This window comes from Streptomyces sp. NPDC012508, assembly GCF_042902595.1.
In the GTDB taxonomy this organism is placed as follows: domain Bacteria; phylum Actinomycetota; class Actinomycetes; order Streptomycetales; family Streptomycetaceae; genus Streptomyces.
In genome coordinates this window covers 495,995-515,145 of sequence record NZ_JBIBEO010000006.1, presented here as the reverse complement: position 1 = coordinate 515,145, position 19,151 = coordinate 495,995, and the positions used below count along the sequence as shown (strand labels likewise).

At 72.2% G+C, this 19,151-nt stretch carries 15 protein-coding genes; 7 read left to right on the top strand and 8 right to left on the bottom strand.

Annotated elements, in window-relative coordinates; translation table 11 throughout:
• Positions 1-147 precede the first annotated feature (147 nt).
• The 3 genes from ACFY8U_RS23005 (at position 148) to pulA (ending at position 8,418) form a co-directional block, all read left to right on the top strand.
• A complete protein-coding gene (locus tag ACFY8U_RS23005) occupies positions 148-1,167 on the top strand; it encodes a LacI family DNA-binding transcriptional regulator (RefSeq protein WP_361642520.1) in 1,020 nt (339 codons plus the stop codon).
• Between the two features lie 122 nt (positions 1,168-1,289).
• Entirely contained in the window at positions 1,290-2,993 is a 1,704-nt protein-coding gene (locus tag ACFY8U_RS23000) for a carbohydrate-binding module family 20 domain-containing protein (RefSeq protein WP_389572983.1), read from the top strand.
• 118 nt (positions 2,994-3,111) lie between these two features.
• The gene (pulA, locus tag ACFY8U_RS22995; protein ID WP_389573283.1) at positions 3,112-8,418 is read left to right on the top strand and encodes a pullulanase-type alpha-1,6-glucosidase; all 5,307 of its coding nucleotides are present in this window, start codon (positions 3,112-3,114) and stop codon (positions 8,416-8,418) included.
• On the opposite strand, the gene ACFY8U_RS22990 is transcribed toward pulA, so the two are convergent.
• Positions 8,405-8,923 (bottom strand): GNAT family N-acetyltransferase, encoded by a 519-nt coding sequence (locus ACFY8U_RS22990; protein WP_389572981.1) that lies wholly within the window; start codon positions 8,921-8,923, stop codon positions 8,405-8,407. The genes pulA and ACFY8U_RS22990 overlap by 14 nt on opposite strands.
• Before the next feature lie 52 nt (positions 8,924-8,975).
• Between ACFY8U_RS22990 and ACFY8U_RS22985 the strand changes: the two genes are divergently transcribed.
• Entirely contained in the window at positions 8,976-9,308 is a 333-nt protein-coding gene (locus tag ACFY8U_RS22985; protein ID WP_389572978.1) for a 5-carboxymethyl-2-hydroxymuconate Delta-isomerase, read from the top strand.
• Here ACFY8U_RS22985 and ACFY8U_RS22980 read toward each other — a convergent pair.
• A complete protein-coding gene (locus ACFY8U_RS22980) occupies positions 9,293-10,015 on the bottom strand; it encodes a TetR/AcrR family transcriptional regulator (protein ID WP_389572975.1) in 723 nt (240 codons plus the stop codon). The two genes, ACFY8U_RS22985 and ACFY8U_RS22980, sit on opposite strands and share 16 nt — an antisense overlap.
• Before the next feature lie 38 nt (positions 10,016-10,053).
• Here ACFY8U_RS22980 and ACFY8U_RS22975 point away from each other — a divergent pair, with 38 nt between their 5' ends.
• Positions 10,054-10,320, top strand: coding sequence for a hypothetical protein (locus ACFY8U_RS22975; protein ID WP_260226591.1), 267 nt, complete (start codon positions 10,054-10,056; stop codon positions 10,318-10,320).
• A 19-nt stretch (positions 10,321-10,339) separates the two neighbouring features.
• On the opposite strand, the gene ACFY8U_RS22970 is transcribed toward ACFY8U_RS22975, so the two are convergent.
• The 4 genes from ACFY8U_RS22970 to ACFY8U_RS22955 all read right to left on the bottom strand — a co-directional run bounded on the left by ACFY8U_RS22970 (position 10,340) and on the right by ACFY8U_RS22955 (position 15,199).
• Positions 10,340-11,431: a PDR/VanB family oxidoreductase gene (locus tag ACFY8U_RS22970; protein WP_389572973.1), complete on the bottom strand. Its 1,092-nt coding sequence runs from the start codon at positions 11,429-11,431 to the stop codon at positions 10,340-10,342.
• A 2-nt stretch (positions 11,432-11,433) separates the two neighbouring features.
• The gene (locus tag ACFY8U_RS22965; RefSeq protein ID WP_361754384.1) at positions 11,434-12,318 is read right to left on the bottom strand and encodes a metal-dependent hydrolase; all 885 of its coding nucleotides are present in this window, start codon (positions 12,316-12,318) and stop codon (positions 11,434-11,436) included.
• Positions 12,319-12,397: 79 nt separating this feature from the next.
• On the bottom strand, positions 12,398-14,338 hold the full coding sequence (locus tag ACFY8U_RS22960) for a hypothetical protein (protein ID WP_389573280.1): 1,941 nt from the start codon (positions 14,336-14,338) through the stop codon (positions 12,398-12,400).
• 60 nt (positions 14,339-14,398) lie between these two features.
• Entirely contained in the window at positions 14,399-15,199 is an 801-nt protein-coding gene (locus ACFY8U_RS22955; RefSeq protein ID WP_389572970.1) for a tyrosine-protein phosphatase, read from the bottom strand.
• 111 nt (positions 15,200-15,310) lie between these two features.
• On the opposite strand from ACFY8U_RS22955, the gene ACFY8U_RS22950 reads away from it, so the two are divergent.
• On the top strand, positions 15,311-15,796 hold the full coding sequence (locus ACFY8U_RS22950) for a hypothetical protein (RefSeq protein ID WP_361593379.1): 486 nt from the start codon (positions 15,311-15,313) through the stop codon (positions 15,794-15,796).
• Here the strand turns inward: ACFY8U_RS22950 and ACFY8U_RS22945 are convergent.
• Both ACFY8U_RS22945 and ACFY8U_RS22940 read right to left on the bottom strand, forming a co-directional pair.
• On the bottom strand, positions 15,793-17,238 hold the full coding sequence (locus ACFY8U_RS22945; RefSeq protein ID WP_389572968.1) for a DUF1996 domain-containing protein: 1,446 nt from the start codon (positions 17,236-17,238) through the stop codon (positions 15,793-15,795). The genes ACFY8U_RS22950 and ACFY8U_RS22945 overlap by 4 nt on opposite strands.
• Positions 17,239-17,291: 53 nt before the next feature.
• Complete coding sequence (locus tag ACFY8U_RS22940; RefSeq protein ID WP_389572965.1) at positions 17,292-18,287, bottom strand: NAD-dependent epimerase/dehydratase family protein; 996 nt, start codon at positions 18,285-18,287, stop codon at positions 17,292-17,294.
• Between the two features lie 197 nt (positions 18,288-18,484).
• On the opposite strand from ACFY8U_RS22940, the gene ACFY8U_RS22935 reads away from it, so the two are divergent.
• Complete coding sequence (locus ACFY8U_RS22935; RefSeq protein WP_389572963.1) at positions 18,485-19,108, top strand: hypothetical protein; 624 nt, start codon at positions 18,485-18,487, stop codon at positions 19,106-19,108.
• Positions 19,109-19,151: the final 43 nt, after the last annotated feature.

The window sequence follows — 19,151 nt, the reverse complement described above, 5'->3', positions numbered from 1 at the left end:
GCGCGGGCGGCCCCGTCCCCCACCCCGGCTAGCGCTGGCGGGGGGGCGGGGGGGGGGGCCCCCCCCCCCCCCCCCCCCGGGGGGGGGGGGGGGGCCCCCCCCCCCCCGCGGGGGGGCGCGGGCCCCGCCCCCCCGCGGCTCGCGGACATCGCGGCCCAGTCCGGGGTCAGCGAGGCCACGGTCAGCCGGGTGCTCAACGGCAAGGCGGGCGTGGCCGGCGGGACCCGGCACCGCGTCCTCGCCGCGCTCGACGTGCTCGGCTACGAGCGTCCCGTGCGGCTGAAACGGCGCAGCGCGGGCCTGGTGGGCCTGCTCGTGCCCGAGCTGACCAACCCGATCTTCCCGGCGTTCGCGCAGGTCATCGAGCAGGTCCTGGCCGGGCACGGCTACACCCCGGTGCTCTGCACCCAGATGCCCGGCGGCGCCACCGAGGACGAGCTGGTCGAGCAGCTGGAGGAGCGCGGGGTCACCGGCATCATCTTCCTTTCCGGGCTGCACGCGGACGCCTCCGCCGACCCGGAGCGCTACGTCCGGCTGGCCGCGCGGGGCGTCCCGTTCGTCCTCATCAACGGCTTCAACGAGCGGATCGACGCCAACTTCGTCTCGCCCGACGACCGGGCGGCCGCGCGGATGGCCGTACGGCATCTGGTCGAGCTGGGCCACGAGCGGATCGGCCTCGCGATCGGCCCCACCCGTTATGTGCCCTCGCGCCGCAAGGCGGAGGGCTTCGCGGCCGAGCTGCACCACCTCCTGGGGATGGAGCGGGAGGAGGCCGAACGGTATGTCCGTCCCACGCTGTTCGGTGTCGAGGGCGGGCACGCCGCGGCCGACATCCTGCTCGACCAGGGCTGCACCGGGATCGTCTGCGGCTCCGACCTGATGGCGCTCGGCGCGATCCGCGCGGTGCGCGCCCGGGGCCTCGACGTGCCCGGTGACGTGTCGGTCATCGGTTTCGACGACTCGCCGCTGATCGCGTTCACCGACCCGCCGCTCACCACCGTGCGTCAGCCCGTGCAGGCGATGGCGACGGCGGCGGTGGGGGCGCTCCTGGAGGAGGTGGAGGGGAACCCCGTGCAGCGCACGGAGTTCGTCTTCCAGCCGGAGCTGGTGGTCCGGGGCTCCACGGCGCAGCCGCCGGCCGGGACCTCGCTGCAACTCCTTGCGTAACTCCCTGCATTGAGGGGTCCCAAGGGTTGACCCGGGGTCGGGGCGCTCGTACGGTCACGGCTGAAAACAGTTGCTGACATTTTCGGCAACTTCTTGCGACAGGGACGTCGTCAGGAGGAATCATGGCCAGAAAGACCGTGGCCGCTGCACTCGCCGTCGTGGCGGGAGCCGCTGTGGCCGTCACGGCGCCGACCGCCCCGGCACAGGCGGCGGCACCCGGCCCCAAGGACGTCACCGCGGTGATGTTCGAGTGGAAGTTCGCCTCGGTGGCCAAGGCCTGCACGGACCAGCTCGGTCCGGCCGGTTACGGCTACGTGCAGGTGTCGCCGCCTCAGGAGCGGATCCAGGGATCGACCTGGTGGACCGCGTACCAGCCCGTCAGCTACAAGATCGCCGGACCCCTCGGCGACCGCACCGCCTTCAAGGCCATGGTCGACACCTGTCACGCGGCGGGCGTGAAGGTCGTCGCCGACACCGTCATCAACCACATGGCCAACGCGTCGGGCACGGGAACGGGCGGGACCTCGTTCTCCAAGTACGACTACCCGGGCCTGTACTCGGGCTCCGACATGGACGACTGCCGGGCCACCATCTCGAACTACCAGGACCGGGCCAACGTCCAGAACTGCGAGCTGGTCGGCCTGCCGGACCTCGACACCGGTGAGGACTGGGTGCGCGGCCGGATCGCCGCGTACATGAACGACCTCCTCTCGCTCGGCGTGGACGGCTTCCGGGTCGACGCGGCCAAGCACATGCCGGCCGCCGACCTCGCGAACATCAAGTCGCGGCTGAGCAACCCGGGCGTCTACTGGAAGCAGGAGGCGATATACGGGGCCGGTGAGGCCGTCTCCCCGAGCGAGTACCTGGGCAACGGAGATGTGCAAGAGTTCCGTTACGCACGGGACCTCAAGCGGATCTTCGGCTCGGAGAAGCTCGCGTACCTGAACAACTTCGGCGAGTCCTGGGGCTACATGTCCTCCGGCTCGTCCGGCGTCTTCGTCGACAACCACGACACCGAGCGCGGCGGCGACACCCTCAACTACAAGAACGGCGCGGCCTACACCCTGGCGAGCGTCTTCATGCTGGCCTGGCCGTACGGCTCCCCGGACGTCCACTCCGGCTACGAGTGGTCCGACAAGGACGCGGGCGCGCCCAACGGTGGCCAGGTCAACGCCTGTTACAGCGACGGCTGGAAGTGCCAGCACGCGTGGCGCGAGATCGCCTCGATGGTCGGCCTCCGCAACGCCGCGCGCGGCACGGCGGTCACCAACTGGTGGGACAACGGCAACAACGCGATCGCGTTCGGCCGGGGCGACAAGGCGTACGTCGCCCTCAACCACGAGGGCTCGTCGCTGACCCGCACCTTCCAGACGGGGCTGCCGGCCGGCACGTACTGCGACGTCCAGTCGAACACGGGCGTGACGGTGAACGCGGCCGGCCAGTTCACGGCGACGCTGGCATCCAACACGGCGCTGGCGCTGCACGTGAACGCGAAGAACTGCGGCGGCGGCACGACGACCCCGCCGCCGGCCGCCACGGGCGCTTCCTTCAACGTCAGCGCCACCACGGTCTCCGGCCAGAACATCTACGTGACCGGCAACCGCGCGGAGCTGGGCACCTGGTCCCCGGCCGCGGCCCTGAAGCTGGACCCGGCCTCGTACCCGGTCTGGAAGCTCGACGTCTCCCTGCCGGCCGGCACTGCCTTCGAGTACAAGTACGTCCGCAAGGACGCGGCGGGCAACGTGACCTGGGAGTCGGGCGCCAACCGCACCGCCACGGTCCCCGCCTCCGGCCGGATCGTCCTGAACGACACCTTCCGCAGCTGATCGCTCCTCTCCTCAGGGCCGCCCCGCCGGGGCGGCCCCCCTTCCCGTACCTCCAGGGAGAACCCCCGTGATACGCAAGAGAACGGCGGCCGCCGTGGCCACCGCCCTGTGCGCGGCGATGGTGCCCGCCCTCCCGGCCGCGGCCGCGCCGCCGCCACCGCCTCCGCCGTCCGACCGGGCGCTCGCCGCGCAGCCCGCGCGGCACGACCTCACGCGCGAGCAGTTCTACTTCGTGCTGCCCGACCGGTTCGCCAACGGGGACACCGCCAACGACCGCGGCGGGCTCACCGGGACGCGTCTCGACACCGGCTTCGACCCCGCCGACAAGGGCTTCTACCAGGGCGGTGACCTCAAGGGGCTCACCAAGAAGCTCGACTACATCAAGGGCCTCGGCACCACCGCCATCTGGATGGCGCCGATCTTCAAGAACCAGCCCGTCCAGGGCACCGGCAAGGACGCCAGCGCCGGCTATCACGGCTACTGGATCACCGACTTCACCCAGGTCGACCCGCACTTCGGCACCAACGCCGACCTGGAGAAGCTGATCGACCTGGCCCACGCCAAGGGCATGAAGGTCTTCTTCGACGTCATCACCAACCACACCGCCGACGTCGTCGACTACAAGGAGAAGACCTACGGCTACCTCTCCAAGGGCGCCTTCCCCTATCTGACGAAGGACGGTGTCCCCTTCGACGACCGCAGCGGCTCGTTCCCGCGCGTCGACACGGACTCCTTCCCCCGCACCCCCGTCGTGCCCGCCGAGAAGAAGAACGTCAAGGTTCCCTCCTGGCTCAACGACCCGACGATGTACCACAACCGGGGCGACTCGACCTTCGCCGGCGAGTCCTCCCAGTACGGCGACTTCGTCGGCCTGGACGACCTGTGGACCGAGCGTCCCGAGGTCGTCGAGGGCATGGAGAAGATCTACCAGCGCTGGGTCCGCGACTTCGACATCGACGGCTTCCGCATCGACACCGTCAAGCACGTCGACACCGCGTTCTGGACCCAGTGGGCCACCGCCCTCGACGAGTACGCCGCGAAGCGCGGCCGCGACGACTTCTTCATGTTCGGCGAGGTCTACTCCGCCGACCCGGCGATCACCGCCCCGTACGTGACCGAGGGCCGCCTCGACGCCACCCTCGACTTCCCCTTCCAGGACGCCGCCCGCACCTTCGCCTCCCAGGGCGGTACGGCGGACAAGCTGGCGAACCTCTTCGGCCAGGACTACCGCTACACCACCGACAAGGCCAACGCCTACGAGTCGGTGCCCTTCCTCGGCAACCACGACATGGGCCGCTTCGGCACCTTCCTCAAGCAGGACAACCCGAAGGCCGGCGACGCCGAACTCCTCCAGCGCTACCGGCTCGCCAACGAGCTGATGTTCCTCACCCGCGGCAACCCCGTCGTCTACTACGGCGACGAGCAGGGCTACACCGGCGCCGGCGGCGACAAGGACTCCCGTCAGACCCTCTTCGCGTCGAAGACCGCCGACTACCTGGACGACGACCAGCTCGGCACCGACCGCACCCACGCGAGCGACGCCTACGACGCCTCGCACCCCCTGTACCGCCAGATCGCCGCGCTCTCCGCGCTCACGAAGAAGCACCCCGCGCTGCGCGACGGCATCCAGGAGCAGCGGTACGCCGAAGGCTCCGTCTACGCCTTCTCCCGTACCGACGCCCGTACGAAGAACGCGTATGTCGTCGCGGTCAACAGCTCCACCGAGGCGAAGACCGTCGAGATCCCGACCGGCTCCGCGGGCATGGACTTCACCGCCATCCACGGCGGTGACGCCCGCGTCACCAGCGACGGCGACACGAAGATCAAGGTGACCGTCCCGGCGCTCGGCTCCCTCGTGCTCAAGGCCGCCAAGCCGCTCGGCGCGCCCGCCGCCACGCCGAAGATCACCCTCAAGGCCCCCGAGGCCGGAGCCACCGGCACTGTCGAGCTCTCCGCCGACGTCACCGGCGGACAGCTGAACCGCGTCGTCTTCGCCGCCCAGACCGGCAACGGAAGGTGGCAGGTCCTCGGCTCCGCCGACCACGCCCCGTACAAGGTCACCCAGAAGATCACCGCGCCCGCCGGAACGGCCCTGCGCTACAAGGCCGTCGTCGTCGACAGCGCCGGCCGCACCGCGAGCGCGACCGCCGCGACCACGAGCGGCGCCCCGGCCGTCGAACAGCCGCCGACCGCCACCCAGCGCGACTACGCGATCGTCCACTACAAGCGCGCCGACGGCGACTACGCCGACTGGGGCCTGTACACCTGGGGCGACATCGCCGACGGCGAAGGCACCACCTGGCCCGCCGGCAAGCCCTTCACCGGCCGTGACGCGTACGGCGCCTTCGCCTACGTCAAGCTCAAGCCCGGCGCCTCCTCGGTCGGCTTCATCGCCGTGAACAAGGACGGCGTCAAGGACACCGACGCCGACCGCACCGTCGACCTCTCCAAGACCGGCGAGGTCTGGATCGAGCAGGGCAAGCCGGAGGTCCTGAGCGCCGCGCCCGAGGGGGCCTACCCGCCCCAGGACACGACGAAGGCCGTCCTGCACTACAAGCGGGCCGACGGCGACTACGCCGGCTGGGGCCTGCACACCTGGACGGGCGCCGCCAACCCCACCGACTGGAGCAAGCCGCTGGAGCCGGTGCGCACCGACGCCTACGGCGCGGTCTACGAGGTCCCGCTCGCGGCGGGCGCCACCTCCCTCTCGTACATCCTGCACAAGGGCGACGAGAAGGACCTGCCCACCGACCAGTCTCTCGACCTCAAGGCCGACGGCCACGAGGTGTGGATGCTCGGCGGCCAGGAGAAGTACCTGCTGCCGCAGCCCAAGGGCAGCGGCGCCGCGCTCGACCTCACCAAGGCGCAGGCCGTCTGGATCGACGAGACCACCCTCGCCTGGAACGGCAGCGACACCGCCGCCTCCAGCGTGCTGCTCTCCTCCCGCGACGGCTCGATCAAGGCCGAGAACGGGACGCTCACCGGGAACCGCCAGGCCCTGCGCCTGAACCGGACCGAGCTCACCGACGCCCAGAAGGCCGCCTTCCCGCACCTGAAGACGTACGGCGCCTTCACGGTCGACCCGCGTGACCGCGACCGCGTCCGCGAGGCGCTCAAGGGGCAGCTCGTCGCCGCCCAGTACGCGGCGAACGGCGCCGTCCTGACCGCCACGGGTGTCCAGCTCGCCGGTGTCCTCGACGACCTGTACGCACCGAAGGCGACCGGGACCGACCTCGGCCCGGTCTTCCGCGACGGCCGCCCCACGCTGTCGCTCTGGGCGCCCACCGCCCAGTCCGTCGCGCTCGAACTCGACGGCAGGACCGTGCCCATGCGCCGCGACGACGCCTCCGGCGTCTGGTCGGTCACCGGCACGCGCGCCTGGACCGGCAAGCCGTACCGCTACGTGGTCAAGGTCTGGGCGCCCACCGTCCGGCAGATCGTCACCAACAAGGTCACCGACCCCTACTCCACCGCCCTGACCACCGACTCGGCCCGCAGCCTGGTCGTCGACCTCGCGGACCCGAAGCTCGCCCCCAAGGGCTGGAAGAGCCTGGCCAAGCCCGCGGCCGTACCGCTGCGGGACGCCCAGATCCAGGAGCTCCACATCCGCGACTTCTCGATCGCGGACACCACGGCCGTCCCTGCCCACAAGGGCACCTACCTCGCCTTCACCGACGCCGGCAGCAAGGGCTCACAGCACCTGAAGGCCCTCGCCGCCTCCGGCACCTCCTACGTCCACCTGCTCCCGGCCTTCGACATCGGCACCATCCCCGAGAAGAAGTCCGACCAGACCGAACCCGCCTGCGACCTGAAGGTCTACGCCCCCGACTCCGAGGAGCAGCAGGCCTGCGTGGCCGCCGCCGCGGCCAAGGACGCCTACAACTGGGGCTACGACCCGCTGCACTACACCGTCCCCGAGGGCTCCTACGCCACCGACCCCGACGGCACCCGCCGCACGGTCGAGTTCCGGCAGATGGTCCAGTCCCTGAACGGCGCCGGACTGCGCACGGTCATGGACGTGGTCTACAACCACACCGTGGCCAGCGGCCAGGCCGACAAGTCCGTCCTCGACAAGGTCGTGCCCGGCTACTACCAGCGGCTCCAGGCCGACGGCTCCGTCGCCACCTCCACCTGCTGCGCCAACACCGCGCCCGAGAACGCCATGATGGGCAAGCTCGTCGTCGACTCGGTCGTCACCTGGGCCAGGCAGTACAAGGTGGACGGCTTCCGCTTCGACCTCATGGGCCACCACCCGAAGGAGAACATCCTCGCCGTCCGCAAGGCCCTGGACGCGCTGACCGTCGCCAAGGACGGCGTCGACGGCAAGGCGATCGTGCTCTACGGCGAGGGCTGGAACTTCGGCGAGATCGCCGACGACTCCCGCTTCGTCCAGGCCACCCAGAAGAACATGGCCGGCACCGGCATCGCCACCTTCTCCGACCGGGCCCGTGACGCCGTCCGCGGCGGCGGCCCCTTCGACGAGGACCCGGGCGTCCAGGGCTTCGCCTCCGGCCTCTTCACCGACCCCAACTCCTCGACGGCCAACGGCACTCCGGAGCAGCAGAAGGCCCGGCTCCTGCACTACCAGGACCTGATCAAGGTCGGTCTGACCGGCAACCTCGCCGACTACTCCTTCACCGACACCTCCGGCCGTACGGTCAAGGGCAGCCAGGTCGACTACAACGGCTCCCCGGCCGGCTACGCGGCGGCCCCCGGCGACGCCCTCGCCTACGCCGACGCCCACGACAACGAGACCCTGTACGACGCGCTCGCCTTCAAGCTCCCCGCGGGCACGTCGGCAGCCGACCGGTCCAGGATGCAGGTCCTCGCCATGGCGACGGCGACGCTCTCGCAGGGCCCCGCGCTCTCCCAGGCGGGCTCGGACCTGCTGCGCTCCAAGTCGCTGGACCGCAACTCGTACGACAGCGGCGACTGGTTCAACGCGATCCACTGGGACTGCCGCGCCGGCAACGGCTTCGGCCGTGGCCTTCCCCCGGCGGCCGACAACAAGGCCAAGTGGGGCTACGGAAAGCCGCTGCTGACCGCCCCCGGCCTCACCGTCGGCTGCGACCGGATCGACGGCGCCTCGGCCGCCTACCGGGACTTCCAGAAGATCCGTACGACCGAGCCCGCCTTCTCCCTCGCCACCGCCGGACAGGTCCAGGACGCCCTGTCCTTCCCGCTCTCCGGAACCGGCGAGACCCCGGGCGTGATCACCATGCGCCTGGGCGACCTGGTCGTGGTCTTCAACGCGAGCCCGGAGTGGCAGACCCAGCGGGTCGCCGCGCTGGCCGGAAAGGGCTACGCCCTCCACCCGGTCCAGGCGGCCGGCTCGGACACCACGGTCAAGTCCGCCTCCTACGAGGCCGGTTCCGGCACCTTCACGGTCCCGGCCCGCACGGTGGCCGTGTTCAGGGCCGGGTGAGCGCCTTCTCGAGCAGCGTGACCCCGTAACGCGTGCCGTCGGCGGCGAGCTTGCCGAGCTCCTCGCCGACGGCCGTGTAGCCCGCGGCTTCGTAGTACGTACGGAGCCGCGGGTTGCCCGTCACACAGTCCAGCCGGGCCACCGCCCTCCCACCGGCCGCGATCCGCTCCTCGGCATGCGCCAGGAGCGCGCGGCCGGCTCCGGCGGGGGCGGTCTCGCGGTCGGTCATCAGCCGGTGGACATAGCCCGCGACCGGGGGCTGCGGGCCCCACGCGGGCTCGTCCTCCCACCACAGCTCGTACGCCCCGACGGCCCGGCCCGCACGGCACATGAGCCACACCTCGCCGGCGGCCATCCGGGCCCGGAAGTGCTCGGCGCTCTTGTCGCCCGGCTTCCACTGGTCGATCCCGTTGCGGACCATCCAGCCCGCGGCCCCGTCGAACAACCCCACCAGCCGGTCCAGATCGCGGTCGTCCGCCTGCCGGAAGGTCACTTGTGCGTCCATGACGATCACCGTAAGGGTGTGGTCAGTCATCCTCACGACCGGGAGAGCCCTCATGCCGCAGATCACCGTGGACCACTCCGCGCCGCTCGACCGGCGCGGCTTCGCGCTCGCGCTGCACCCGCTCGTGGTGGAGAACGTCGACACGCGGATCGAGAACTGCAAGACCCGCTTCCGCGCGGTCGAGGAGGCCGTCGTCGGGGACGGTACGGGCGACGACGTCGTCGTCCATGTGGAGATCGCGGTGCTGCCCGGCCGCACGGACGAGACGAAGGCCCGTCTCGCGGAGGCCGTGGTCGCGCTCCTGCCCGCGTACATCAAGGAGCCGGGTTCCGCACGGCTCTCCGCCGAGGTACGCGACCTCGAACCCTCCTACCGCAAGGTCTGACCGCCCTGGGCCGACACCCGCGGCACCAGCGCCATGAGCCGGCCGACCAGCTCGCCGAACGGGCCGTCCGCCGGCTCGTCGGCGAGGATGCGGGTCAGGATGTCCGCCATCTCCGTGTCGTACGCCGCGCTCACCGCCGCGAGCGCCGCGAAGTCGTGCACCAGCTGCAGCTCCAGCTCCGCGCGGGGCACCCGGCGCCCGTCCAGCCAGATCAGCGCCGTCGACTCCGCCAGCGACACCCAGGAGCGGACGACCAGTTCGAGCCGGGCCGAGGGGCGCTCGACATCCAGATGGGCCAGGATCTGCTCGTAGGCGGCCTGCCGCACCTCGTCGATCATCGCGTTCGTCGTCGAGGAACCCACCGCGGGCCCGCCCCGCATCAGCGCCGCGAAACCCGGCCCGTGATCGTCGACGAAGTCGAAGAACCGGCCCATCACCCGCAGCAGCCGGGCGCCCAGCGGGCCCTGCGGCGGCTCGAGGAACCGGGCCGCCAGCTCGTCCGCGGCCCGTCGCAGCGCCGCCTCGTACAGGCTCTGCTTGCCGGGGAAGTAGTGGTAGACCAGCGGCCGCGAGATCCCCGCGGCCGCGGCGATCTCGTCGATGGACACCTCGTCGGGGGAGCGGTGGCTGAACAGCTCCAGGGCCACCCCGATCAGCTGCTGCTTGCGCTCCTCGACGCCCATCCTGCGGCGTACCCCGGTCGTCATGCGAACAGCCTAACGGGCGTCCGATACGCTCCCACGACATGAGCACCAACGGTTTGAGCCCGAAGCAGGCCCGCCAACTGCGGATAGCCGCCGCGTCCGTGCTGCTGGTCGCCATGGCGGCCGTGCTGGTGATCCGGCTGGCCAGTCGTACGTCCGTGCTCGTCGTCGGTGTGTACGGACTGGCCATGATCCTCTGCGGCGTCGTGATCGAGCTCTCCCGCAACGGCCGCACCCGCCTGGGCACGTGGCTCCTGGTGGGCGGCCTGGCCGCCGCGCTCGCCTTCGACTGGCTGATCCTCCCCTGAGGCAGGATCCGGCCCCCTTCTAGAGGTCGAGGACCAGCCGTTCCCCGGCGCAGCGGGAGACGCAGATCAGCATCGACCCGCCGCGCTCGGCGTCGGTGAGAAGCTCGTCCCTGTGGTCGATCTCGCCCTCGAGGACGCGCTGTTGGCAGGTCCCGCAGAAGCCCTGCTCGCAGGAGTACGCGACGCCCGGCAGCTCGGAACGGACCGCGGCGAGCAGCGACTGGTCCGCCGCCACCGTCACCGTTCGCCCGGTGCGGCGCAGTTCGACCTCGAAGGAGCCGCCGCCCGTCGTGGCGGCGGGGGAGAAGCGCTCCAGATGCGGGGTCCGGCCCGCGGGCATCGCGGCGGTCACCGCGTCCATCAGCCCGTCCGGACCGCAGCAGTACACCGCCGTCTCCTCCGGCACCTCGGCGAGGAAGCCGAGCTGCGGGCGGCCCGACTCGTCCTCGGTGACCACCGTCACCCTGCCCCGGCCTTCGGCCGGGGGGACCCCCGTCTCGCTGCGCTCCCCGCCGAGCTTCTCGATCTCGTCGAGGTACGGCAGCGTCGCGCGGCTGCGCCCGCAGTAGAGCAGCCGCCAGTCGGCGCCCGCCGCCTCCGCCGCGCGCAGCATCGGCAGCACGGGGGTGATGCCGATGCCTCCCGCCACGAAGACGTACGAGGGCGCGTCGACCAGCGGGAAGCGGTTCCGCGGCCCGCGGATCTCGATCTCCGTGCCCTCGTGGAGCTGTTCGTGCACCTCGCGCGAGCCGCCCCGGCCGTCCTCGATCAGGCGGGTCGCCACGGTGTACGTGTCGGTGTCGGCCGGGTCCCCGCAGAGCGAGTACGGGCGCACCAGACCGGACGGCAGCACCAGGTCGACATGGGCGCCCGGCTGCCAGGCGGGCAGGCCGGTGCCTTCGAGCCGGAGCCGTACGACGCCGTCGGCGGGCTCGGTGCGCTCGGTGACCAGGACCTTCCGGGTGACGGTCGCGAGCCGGCCGCGGCCCGAGACCGGCTCGTCGAGGGCGGGCATCGGCCACAGCGGGGCTGCCGTGATCCGGCGGCGCATGGCGCGCCTGGCGAGGACCGCTGCCCCGGCGATCAGGACGACGGTGAGCGGACGGGGCATGGTCAGCGGCCTCCGTTGGCGCCGGGGGAGTTGGCCAGATACGCGACGGCCTGGGCCGTGTTCCCCTCCTGGGAGGGGTGGTAGCCGCGGCTGAGATAGCGCGGGACCGCCCGGAGCAGGTCGGGCGTGGACGGCAGCACGCCCTCCCGGCCCTTGCGGACGAGCTGGCCGACCGAGGCCCTGCCGTCGATGAGGGTGGGGTCGTTCTCCATGAAGAAGCGGGTGCCGCGCTGCCAGAGGAAGACCATCGCGGTGAAGGCGGTGGCCCAGGTGCGGGCGCGGCGCCGGTAGCCGCCGTCGAGGTGCATGAACAGCTCGAAGGCGACGGAGCGGTGCTCGACCTCCTCGGCGCCGTGCCAGCGCAGCAGGTCCAGCATCGTCGGGTCCGCTCCCCGCCGGTCCAACTCCTCGGCGTTGAGGACCCAGTTGCCGAGGAACGCCGTGTAGTGCTCGATGGCGGCGATCAGCGCGACCCGCTCCATCAGCCACCACCGGCGCGCCCGGCCGGGCGGCAGCGTCCGGTCGCCGAGCAGCTTCTCGAAGAACCAGTCCACCTGGGCCGTGTAGGGCGTGGGGTCCAGGCCGAGCTTCTTGAGGTGCGGCAGCACGTCGTCGTGTGCCTGGGAGTGGACGGCCTCCTGGCCGATGAAGCCGATGACGTCGTCACGCAGCCGGTCGTCGGTGATGAACGGGAGCACCTGCTTGTAGACGTGCACGAACCAGCGTTCGCCCGCCGGGAGCAGCAGGTGCAGCACGTTGATGGTGTGGGTCGTGAAGGGATCCCCGGGAACCCAGTGGAGCGGGGTCTCCTCCCAGTCGAAGGAGACCTTCCGGGCCTTGAGTTCGATGTGCTCCGACGCCACCGGTGCAGGCTGCGTATTAGACATGACGTCAATGTACTGAGGGGTAAGCAGTTGGCAACAGACTCGTGCAGGAGATTTCACGGAGGCGTCCGGCGCCCGTGCCTCATCGCAGCGCGCCCACGCGCGCGCCGTTCCTCAGGGTGCCCACGAGGTCGGCCCGGGCACCGGCCTTCGCCCGCACCGCGAGCAGCGGGCCGTCCGCCTCACCCTTCACCCCGCCCGTGGTCCGCAGCGCCACGAACTCCCCGCTCCCCGCCGCCAGGACGTACCACCGACCGCTCTTCGCCTGCCAGAGCACCCCCGCGAGAACCCGGGGTTCCCGCACCCCGCAGGCCGGGGACTCCTCGGCCTGCGCCACGACCGCCGCGGCCACCCCCGGGGCAGGGACCTGGAACTGGGCGAGGACCCGGCTGCCCGTGCCCCGCCAGGTCTCCGCCCGTGCGCACACCCAGGCCGCCCGGCCCCCGTCCTCCGGCAGCCGCTGCTCGGCGAACGGCCAGGCGTTCACCGACCGCACCCCGTGCGAGCGGACCGCCGTCAGCCGGCAGGCCGCACGCTCCCACAGCGACCGCGCCGCCTTCCCCGTCACGTCCTGGGGCGCCCCCGGCGGTCCCGAGGTCAGCCGGGCAGGCGCCAGCTCGCCCAGATCGGCAAGGAGACGCACCCCCGTCGCGTCCCGCACCTGGAGCGTGTTCCACGCCGTGCATCCCCGGGCCTGGGCGGGGCTGAGCAGCGGCTGGGTGACACCGTGCGCGTCCCGCTCGAGCCGCCAGGGCTCCTTCGCCGGCGCCAACAGGTCCCGTACGGCCGTCTCCCGCACCCAAGGGGCCGTCACATAGCGGACGTTGGCCGTCGTACGGGAGAGGACGAGGGCCGCGGAGCCGACCACGTCCGCCCCGTCCGTCCGCGCGAAGTCCAGCGCCGCGCCGGCCGTCCCCGCCGACGGCTCCGCGTACCGCACCGCCCGCAGCCCGTCGTGGAACAGCACCACCCGCGAGCCGTCCACCTCGCCCGCGTACAGCAGCTGCGGCGAACCCATCGGCGGCCCCACCGGCGTCCCCGGCGTCGCCGAGGACCGCACCGAACCGCCGGGCCGCGCCCACACGGCGAGCGCCCGCCGCAGCAGCGCCCGGTCGCCCACCAGGGCGCCCCGGGCCGGCCAGACCGAGAAGTCCGTCCGTGCCGAGCGCTGCCAGAAGCCGGCGGGGACGCGTCTCAGCTTCCCCGGGTCCAGCGCCGCCTCGGCGGCCGGATTGCGCGCGTACGAGGGGGCGGCGGCGCCGCCCGGCCCCCAGCCCTCACCGGGCAGCCCGAGCAGCGTCCCGCACACCAGGACGGCCGCCGCCGCGGCGAGCGCCGCGCGGCCGTGCTGACGGCGGCGCATCAGATCCGTCGGCCGGGCCTGGAGCGAGCACGGGTCGAACTCGGGCGAGTCGAGCAGGCCCGCCGCCCCGATGCCCAGCGCGGCCTCCACCCCGTCGGCCTCCACGAGCGCCGCCTCCGCGTCCGGTTCGGCCACCCCGGCCGCCGCGAGCACCCGCAGCACCTCCGGATCCCCCTGCCGCTCCAGCCACCGCAGCACGTACACCGCGCGCCCCGGTCCGGTCAGGGCGGAGAGCCGTTGATCCAGGGCCAGTTCGTCGGCACCCCCCGCGCGCGGGAACAGCCGCAACCCCCACACGTGCGGCAGCAGCGGGGGGAACTGTGCCCGCCGCGGCAGCGCCCGGCGCCGCAGCGGCAGCCCCGCGATCAGCGCCTGCCTGAGCACCTCCACCCGGACGTACGCGTACCCGGCGTCGACCGCGTCCTCGGAGCGCTGCGGCCCCGGAATCCCGGCCCCGGACGTCCGCCGCGCAGGCAACGACCGCTGGACGAGCGCGTGCGCCGTCAGCACCCGCCGATTGCGCCCCAGCGAGGGCGGCAGCACGAGGTACGCGATCCGGACCAGCCGCGGGTAGTGCTCGACGAGCGCGGCCTCGGCCTGTTCGACGTCGACCGGGCCGAAGGGGGAGGAGGCGAGTTCCTGGGTGCTCACGTTCAGCAGAACGAGCGAATCATCCGATGGTCACCCCGGCGGACGGCCGCCCGCGCGGCACCGCCGCCTTCACGCCTCGTACACCGTCAGCCGTTCGCGGATCACGTCCGTCACCTCGTCGGGAACGCCGAGGCCGTCCCGTACGTACCGCTCCATCGAGCCGTGCCGGGCCGCCACCTCGTCCAGTGCCGCCTGGAGGTACTCCGGTACGACCCCGATGAGGGCCAGCGCCAGTTCCGGGTCGCCGCCCTGGGCCGTGAACCCCTCGATCATCGGCGCGAACGCCTGCCGTACCGCCGGATTGACCGACAGATACTCCTCCAGGACCGTCTTCTCGTCCGCGCCGAGCAGCGACAGCACGATCGCGGCCGCCCAGCCCGTACGGTCCTTGCCCGCCGTGCAGTGGAAGAGCAGCGGACCGCCGCGAGGATCGCCCAGTTCGGTGAGGAAGACCCGGTAGGCGACGCGGGCGGAGTCGCTCGACACGAAGGCCCGGTACGTCCGCGCGAAGGCCCCCTGGGCGCGGCCCCCGCCGAGGGCCTGCTCGGCCAGCATCGGGTTGGTGAGCAGGGTCTTCAGCCGGGCCGCGGGCGGCAGGCCGCTGGAGGCCAGATGATCGGCGAGCACGTCCGCGACGAGCAGCCGCACGTCGGCCGGAACCAGGTCGGGCCGCTCCGCCCGCTCCTGCGCCGTACGGAAGTCGACGACCGTACGGATGCCGAGCGCGGCCACCACCGGGTCCGCCGGATCGAGCCGGTCGAGCTGCGCGGACCGGAAGAGCCGCCCCGAGCGGACGCTGCGCCCCTCACCGAGGGCGAGCGTGCCCAGGTCGCGGAGGTTGGCGACGGTGGCGGCGGGGATGGCGGGCATGGCGTCGACTCCTCCGTATCGGTACGTCTTCGGGACGTATCCCACCAAACCGTAACCGATCGGATTCCGGTCACCCTGGCGCGACCGGGCGGGCAGGATGGGCGGATGCTGATGCGTACGCGACGAACGACGACGGTGGCCCTGGTCCTTCTGGCGGCGGCGGCCGCCGTGACGGGGTGCCAGTCGCAGGCGGAGGCGCCCGAGGAGGCGAGCGGCACCCTGGAGCAGATCGCGGAGCGCGCCGGCTGCGCCCCGGACCTCCAGACGGACGCGGCCGAGCTGCGCCAGGCGAAGTGCGCGACGGACGACGGCACGTACGTCCTGACCACCTTCGCCACCGACCGCGGACAGCGCGAGTGGCTCAACCAGGCCAAGGACTACGGCGGTTCGTATCTCGTCGGCCGCAAGTGGGCCGTGTCGGCCGACGCCGGCACGGTGAAGCAGGTACGCGAACGGCTCGGTGGTCAGGTCGAGACCACCGAGCCGCACGCGCCGCACGCGTCGCAATCGTCGGGACATGGGTCGGAACACGGGGCAGAGCATGGATCGGACCACGGGTCGGACCACGGGGCGGGACACGGGTCCGAGGGCCACTAGGAACAGCGGCGCCCCTCGTTGATGCAGCTCACCACCCTCCGCATCAGCCGCTGGTCGAAGACGTTGATGAAGTCGCCGTGATCGGTGATCGGTTTGTGCAGCTGCTCCGGGAACGAGTCGACCGCGAACCCGGGGCCGGGCGGCACGTCGTAGACGATCCGCTGGACCAGCTGCGGGATGGCCCGGAAGCCGTTGCCGCAGCGCCCGCTCGCCGGGTCGGCGAAGGCCACATGGGTGCGGTGGTTGGCGCTGTCGGTGTTCTGTCCGTCCCAGCAGCTCTGGAAGCGGAAGGTCCGCACCACCTTGCTGCCCTCGGGGCAGATCGGGTACTTGTCCTTCAGCTGACGGTTCTCGAAACCGGTGCAGGACCAGGACGCGTTGGCGTTCGCGTCGCCGTTGGTGAAGGCCTTCGCGTCGCCCGTGATGATCCGCAGGAAGCGGGGCATCGCGGTGACCTTGGAGACCGGACTGCCGACGAAGTTCAGGGTGACCTGCGCGGGTGTCTGGATCTCGCCGACGTTCTGGTCCTTGCCGCCGCCGTCCGCCTGCGCGTCGTCCTCCGCCTGCCCGTTCTGGAGCCGGAGCACGGGCCAGTAGTACGTCGAACGGTCGCCCTGGTTGCGGCAGGTGGTCCGGCCCCTTGCCAGGTCGTCGTCACTGGCGAAGGCGTCGTTGGCCTGGTTCCCGACGTAGTCGTGCATGTGGTGGGCGCCGTTGCTCACTCCCGGCGCGACGATGACGTTGTCCGGGTTGAACTTGCCGTTCTGGTTCGTGCCGCAGTTGGTGGCGAACGAGCCGCGCGAGGCGCCGCGGCGCTGCTGCGGACGGTTCACGTTCGGCTCGACGGTGGTGATGTCGACGAAGTCCGAGGCCTCGGGCCCGTTCCCCGCCTGGCCCTGGTCCTGGTCGTCGTCGCCCTCGTTCCCCGGCTCCTCCGGGTCCCCCTCGCCGCCGCCCGACTCCTCGCCGCCCGGCTCCTCACCCGCCGGCTCCTCGTCGTCCGCGCGCAGGGTGCACGGTGCGAGGCTCTGGAGCGGCTGACCGACCATCTGCTCGATCCGCTGGAGGATGTTGAGCCGCTCGTTCCTGAGAGGGGTCAGGATCTGCTGCTCGGCGAAGGCCGGGTCGCTCTCCACCCGTTGCTTGTTGTCGGCGAGGCGCTGGTACGCGACGGTGATCTGACTGTCCAGCGTGGCGAGTTCACGGTCCACCGCGACCCGCGCGGAGTCCGGAACCTGGGTCAGCTCCTCGCCGACATCGGGACAGTCGATCGTCGAGACCGCGTTCTGCCGGTCGGGCGGCGGCTGCGGCCGATCGCCCCAGCCCTGGCCGGCCGAGGCATAGACATTGGCGGCGATCAGGCCGCCCCCGCCCAGAATCAGGGCGACGGAGGCGGCCACCGCTCGTTTCGCGCGTGTCGAACGTTTTCTTGTGCGTCGCATGGGACTTGATACGGACGACACGCGCCCTGCGTTCAGCCGAACCGATGCGGATATCAGTCCGACAGGAGCGCGGCCTCCCGCTCCGGGGCGAGACCCAGCGGCGGCCGGTCCGCGCGCTGCGGAGCCGCTCCGCCGATCGACCGGAGCCAGGCCCAGGTGTCCGCGACCGTCTCGGACGCCGGGCGGCAACGCAGCCCCGTCGCCAGCGCCTTGGAGACATCGGCGGTGTGCATTCCGTCGTACAGCTCGCCCGGCGGAATCCAGATCGGCAGGTCGGACCAGGGCTCGACCCCGGCGGCGAGAAGCGTCTCCGGGTCGGTCCAGCGCAGTTCGGCGTCCGAGCCGGTCGCCCGCACACAGGCGTCGAGCAGCTCGTCCGTCGTGGTGTGCCCGGGCGGCGAGACCAGGTTGTACGGGCCGGCGAGCCCGGCCGCCGCCGCGTCGAGCGTCCACTCGGCGAGGTCGCGGACGTCGATGTACTGGAGCGGCAGCGCACGCGGTCCGGGCGCGAGGACCGGGCCGCCCCGGGCGATCCGGCCCAGCCACCAGGGCAGCCGGCCCACGTTCTCGTACGGGCCGATGATCAGCCCCGCGCGGACGAAGAGGGTGCGGTCCGGGCCGAACGCCTCGACTGCCGCCAGCTCGCCGCCCCGCTTGGCCTCGGCGTACGGCACGTCGCCGGCGTCCGGCGAGCCCTCGACCAGCGGCCCGTCCTCGGCCAGACCCGCCGCCTGCGGCCAGGCGTACACCGAGCGGCTCGACACATAGACGAAGCGCCCCACGCGGTCCGCCAGCAGCCGGGCCGCGTCGCGGACGGCCGAGGGCGCCGCCGACCAGGTGTCCACGACCGCGTCCCAGGAGGAGTTCTCGTCGGAGGTGAGGGCGGCGAGCCCGCCCGGGGCCGTGCGGTCGCCGATCAACGAGACGGCCCCGGCCGGGGCCTCGTGACGACCACGGTGGAAGACCGTCACCTCCCAGCCTCGCGCGAGCGCCGTCTCGGCCACCGCGCGTCCTACGAACTCGGTACCGCCCAAGATCAGAAGTCTCATGCCACGACTGTGCATCGGAGGGCGGGCCCGCGCCCAACGATTCCTCCACGGGTGAAACGGGAGGCGGTCTCCCGCTCCTGGCGATCGGATGTCACCATGGCCGAATCATGACGGATGCCCGCTCGCCGATACGCGCCCTGCGAGCCGCCCTCTTCGCGGCTGTGTGCGTGACATTGGCAGCTGTGGGGCATTCGTCCATGTCTGCACACTCGATCCCCGTCGGATCGCTGTACGCCGCCTTCGCCGTCACCGGCGGTCTCGCCTGGCTGGCCGGCGGCCGGCGACGAGGCGCGTGCGCGATCGCCGGTGGACTCGCGGCCGTACAGACGGGCCTGCACCTGATCTTCTCGGCGGGTGAGGGACGCGGCGGCACCATCGACCACGCGGCGACGGACCCCCTGGCGACGGCGGACCACGCGGCCATGGCGGACCACATGGCGACGGCCGACCACGCGACCATGGGACGCCTGGCCATGGACCCGGAGACGATGTCGGCGATGGCCCCGGTCATGGAGACCGCGACCGGCCACTCCTCCGCCGGCATGCTCGCCGCCCACGCCCTCGCCGCCCTCGTCTGCGGCCTCTGGCTGGCCAGGGGCGAGGCCGCGCTCTTCGCGCTCGCCCGGACCGTCGGAGCGCTCGCCTTCACCCCGCTCCGGCTGCTGCTCGCCGTCGTCCGCGTACCCGAACTCCCGCACCCCGTAAGCCCGCGCCCGCACACCCGCCGGCTGCACGGCGTCGTCCTCGCGCACACCCTCTCCCGGCGCGGCCCGCCCCGGCTGTCCGTACCCCGCGCCACCGCCCTCGGAGCACACGTCTGACCCGGGGGCCCCTTCCCCCTGTCGACACCGACTCCTAGGACAG